Here is a 3,994-nt window from a genome sequence, read left to right on the forward strand (position 1 = left end):
TCCGCCGGACCCACGCGGCGCGCGCCGCTGGGCACGGTCGCCGGTGCCCGCAGCGGGGACAAGGGCGGCAGCGCCAACCTCGGCGTGTGGGTGCGGTCGGAACCCGCGTGGCGCTGGCTCGCGCACACGCTCACGGTGGCCGAGCTGCGCCGCCTGCTGCCCGAGACCGCGTCGCTTCCGGTGCGCCGGTACGCGTTGCCGAACCTGTACGCGCTCAACTTCGTCGTCGACGGGCTGCTCGGCGACGGCGTGGCCGCCCAGGCCCGGTTCGACCCGCAGGCCAAGGCGCTGGGCGAGTGGTTGCGCGCCCGGCACGTGGACATCCCGGAGGTGCTGCTGTGAACGCCGGTCACGCCGCCGAATCGGCGGGGGCCCCGGAATCGGCGGGGGCTTCGGACTCGGCGGCCCCGGAATCGGCGGAGGCCCCGGAGCCGCAGGAGGCCCCGGAGTCGGCGGGGGCCCCGGACACCCGGGACCCGTTCGCCACCCCCGAGCGGGCCGAGCTGCGCCGGACCGTGCGCCGGTTCGTCGAGCGCGAGGTGCTGCCGAATCTCGACGAGTGGGAACGCGACGGCGAGCTGCCCCGGTGGCTGCACCGCGCTGCCGGAGAGATCGGCCTGCTGGGCGTGTCGTTTCCCGAGCACGTCGGCGGCTCGGGCGGTGACCTCCTCGACGCGCTCACCGTCACCGAGGAGATGCACTACGCGGGCGCCTCCGGTGGGGTGATCGCCTCGTTGTTCACCTGCGGCATCGCCGTCCCGCACCTGGCGGCGGCGGGCGAGGAGTGGCAGATCGAGCGGTGGGTGCGGCCCACACTGGCCGGGGACACGATCGGCGCGCTGGCGATCACCGAGCCCGACGGCGGCTCCGACGTCGCCGCGCTGCGCACGACGGCCCGCCGCGACGGTGCGCACTACGTCGTCAACGGCGCCAAGACGTTCATCACCTCCGGCTGCCGCGCCGACTTCGTGACCACGGCCGTGCGCACCGGTGGGGAGGGCGCGCACGGCATCTCGCTGCTGGTCGTCGAGCGGGACACACCCGGGTTCACGGTCAGCCGTGGGCTGGAGAAGATGGGCTGGCACTGTTCCGACACCGCCGAACTGGCCTTCACCGACGCGCGGGTGCCCGTGAGCAACCTCGTCGGCGCGGAGAACACCGGCTTCGCCCAGATCGCCACCCACTTCGTCACCGAGCGCCTGTCGCTGGCCGTGCAGGCCTACGCCACCGCGCAGCGGGCACTGGACCGCACGCTGGAGTGGTGCCGGGCGCGCGAGACGTTCGGCAGACCGCTGATCTCCCGCCAGACGGTGCGGCACACGCTGGTGGAGATGGCGCGGCGCATCGACCTCGCCCGCACCTACACCCGGCAGGCCGCCCTCGCCCACGCGCGGGGCGAGGACGTGCTCACGCGCACCTGCTTCGCGAAGAACAGCGCCGTCGAGGCCGGGCAGTGGGTCGTCGACCGGGCCGTGCAGCTGCACGGCGGGATCGGCTACCTGTGCGAGTCCGAAGTAGAGCGTCACTACCGGGACATGCGCATCCTCGGCATCGGCGGGGGCACCGACGAGATCATGACCGAACTGGCGGCACGGACACTGGGATACACGGCATGACCGCACTCCGCTCCACTCTGGACACCTCGACCCCGGAGTACGCGACCAACCGGGACGCGATGCTGGCCAAGCTCGCCGAGGTCGAGGCCGAGCACGCCAAGGCCGTCGGCGGGGGTGGCGAGAAGTACGTCGCCCGGCACCACCGGCGCGGCAAACTCACCGTGCGGGAGCGTGTCGAGCTGCTGCTCGACGCCGACGCGCCGTTTCTCGAACTGTCCCCGCTCGCGGGCTGGGGCAGCGACTACCCGGTGGGCGCCAGCGTGGTCACCGGCATCGGTGTCGTATCCGGGGTCCAATGCGTGATCATCGGCAACGACCCCACCGTGCGCGGTGGCGCGAGCAACCCGTGGACGGTGCGCAAGATCTTCCGCGCCTGCGACATCGCGTGGGAGAACCACCTGCCGGTCATCAATCTGGTCGAGTCGGGTGGTGCCGACCTGCCCAGCCAGAAGGAGATCTTCATCCCTGGCGGCAGGCTCTTCCGCGACCTCACCCGGCTCTCGGCCGCCGGAATCCCGACGATCGCGCTCGTGTTCGGCAACTCCACGGCGGGCGGAGCCTACGTGCCGGGCATGTCCGACCACGTCGTGATGGTCGAGGACGCGGCGAAGGTCTTCCTCGGTGGGCCACCGCTGGTGAAGATGGCCACCGGGGAGGAGGCGGACGAGGAGTCTCTCGGCGGGGCGGCCATGCACGCGCGCCGCTCCGGCCTCGCCGATCACCTGGCGCGGGACGAGTACGACGCCCTCCGCCTCGGCAGGCGCATCGTGGCCCGGCTCAACCGGCGCGAGACCGGTACCGCGCCGGCCGTCGCCGCGCCCCCGCGGTACGACGAGGAGGAGCTGCTCGGCATCGTGCCCGACGGGCTGAAGGTGCCGTTCGACCCGCGCGAGGTGCTGGCCCGCGTCGTCGACGATTCGGACTTCGACGAGGTCAAACCCGACTACGGCGCCAGCCTGGTCACCGGGTGGGCCCGCATCCACGGCTACCCGGTCGGCGTGCTCGCCAACGCGCGGGGGGTGCTGTTCAGCGAGGAGTCGCAAAAGGCCGCCCAGTTCATCCAGCTCGCCAACCAGACCGACACACCCCTGCTGTTCCTGCACAACACGACCGGCTACATGGTCGGCACCGACTACGAGCAGGGCGGCATCATCAAGCACGGCGCCATGATGATCAACGCGGTGTCCAACAGCCGGGTGCCGCACCTGTCGGTGCTGCTCGGGGCCTCCTACGGGGCGGGGCACTACGGCATGTGCGGCCGCGCCTACGACCCCCGGTTCCTGTTCGCCTGGCCCAGCGCCAAGTCGGCGGTGATGGGACCGCAACAGCTCGCCGGGGTGCTGTCACTGGTCTCGCGGGCGGCGGCCGAGGCCAAGGGCAAGCCCTACGACGCCGACGGGGACGCGGCGCTGCGCGCGGCCGTGGAGTCGCAGGTGGAGGCCGAGTCGTTGCCGCTGTTCTTGTCGGGACGGCTCTACGACGACGGCGTCATCGACCCGAGGGACACCCGCACGGTGCTGGGCCTGTGCCTGTCGGCGGTGCACACGCGGCCGGTCCGGGGTGCCGGCTTCGACGGCACCGGCTTCGGCGTCTTCCGGATGTGAGGAGTCGGCGTGATCACGAATCTGCTCGTCGCCAACCGGGGTGAGATCGCCCTGCGCGTCCTGCGTACCTGCGCCGACGCCGGGATCGGCACCGTCGCGGTGTTCTCGGACCCGGACGCCGACGCACCGCACGTCGCGGCCGCCGACGCGGCGGTGCGCCTTCCGGGCGCGACACCGGCCGAGACGTACCTGCGCGCCGACGCCGTGGTCGACGCCGCGCTGCGCGCGGGCGCCGACGCCGTGCATCCCGGCTACGGGTTCCTCTCGGAAAGCGCCGGGTTCGCCCGTGCGGTGCTCGACGCGGGCCTGACCTGGGTGGGGCCGCCGCCCAGGGCGATCGCGACGATGGGTTCCAAGATCACGTCGAAACGGCTCGTGGCCGAGGCCGGCGTGCCGGTGCTGGCCGAGATGGAACCCGGGCAGATCACGGAGCGTGAGCTTCCGGTGCTGGTCAAGGCCTCCGCCGGGGGCGGAGGGCGAGGGATGCGCGTCGTGCGCGACCTCGCCGACCTGCCTTCGGCCGTGGACGGTGCCCGCGCCGAGGCGGGGGCGGCCTTCGGCGACGCCACCGTGTTCTGTGAGCGGTGGGTCGAGGCGGGCAGGCACCTCGAGGTGCAGATCCTGGCCGACGAGCACGGCACGGTGTGGGCGCTGGGCGAGCGGGAGTGCTCGATCCAGCGCAGGCACCAGAAGGTGCTGGAGGAGTCGCCCTCGCCGCTGGTCGACGACGCGCTGCGGGCGCGGCTGTGCGCGGCGGCGGTCGCGGCGGCCCGC

General features: G+C 72.9%; 4 protein-coding genes. All 4 read left to right on the plus strand.

Annotation, left to right across the window (positions count from 1 at the left end):
- Positions 1-342 (plus strand): AtuA-related protein (locus SACSA_RS22000; protein ID WP_048876544.1); only part of this gene is annotated, 342 nt, incomplete at its 5' end.
- Entirely contained in the window at positions 339-1,616 is a 1,278-nt protein-coding gene (locus tag SACSA_RS0107805) for an acyl-CoA dehydrogenase family protein (protein ID WP_019814821.1), read from the plus strand. The genes SACSA_RS22000 and SACSA_RS0107805, both read left to right, overlap by 4 nt.
- Positions 1,613-3,220: an acyl-CoA carboxylase subunit beta gene (locus SACSA_RS0107810; RefSeq protein WP_019814822.1), complete on the plus strand. Its 1,608-nt coding sequence runs from the start codon at positions 1,613-1,615 to the stop codon at positions 3,218-3,220. Before SACSA_RS0107805 ends, SACSA_RS0107810 begins: the two co-directional genes overlap by 4 nt.
- 9 nt (positions 3,221-3,229) lie before the next feature.
- Positions 3,230-3,994, plus strand: a 765-nt coding sequence (locus SACSA_RS0107815; protein ID WP_019814823.1) for a biotin carboxylase N-terminal domain-containing protein, incomplete at its 3' end; no start/stop codon positions are given.

Origin of the sequence: Saccharomonospora saliphila YIM 90502, assembly GCF_000383795.1 — a bacterium.
Classification (GTDB): domain Bacteria; phylum Actinomycetota; class Actinomycetes; order Mycobacteriales; family Pseudonocardiaceae; genus Saccharomonospora; species Saccharomonospora saliphila.

What these genes read in the sequence shown, in the direction of transcription:
- SACSA_RS0107810 (WP_019814822.1), top strand. Translation starts at nt 1,613, where the DNA reads ATGACCGCACTCCGCTCCACTCTGGACACCTCGACCCCGGAGTACGCG.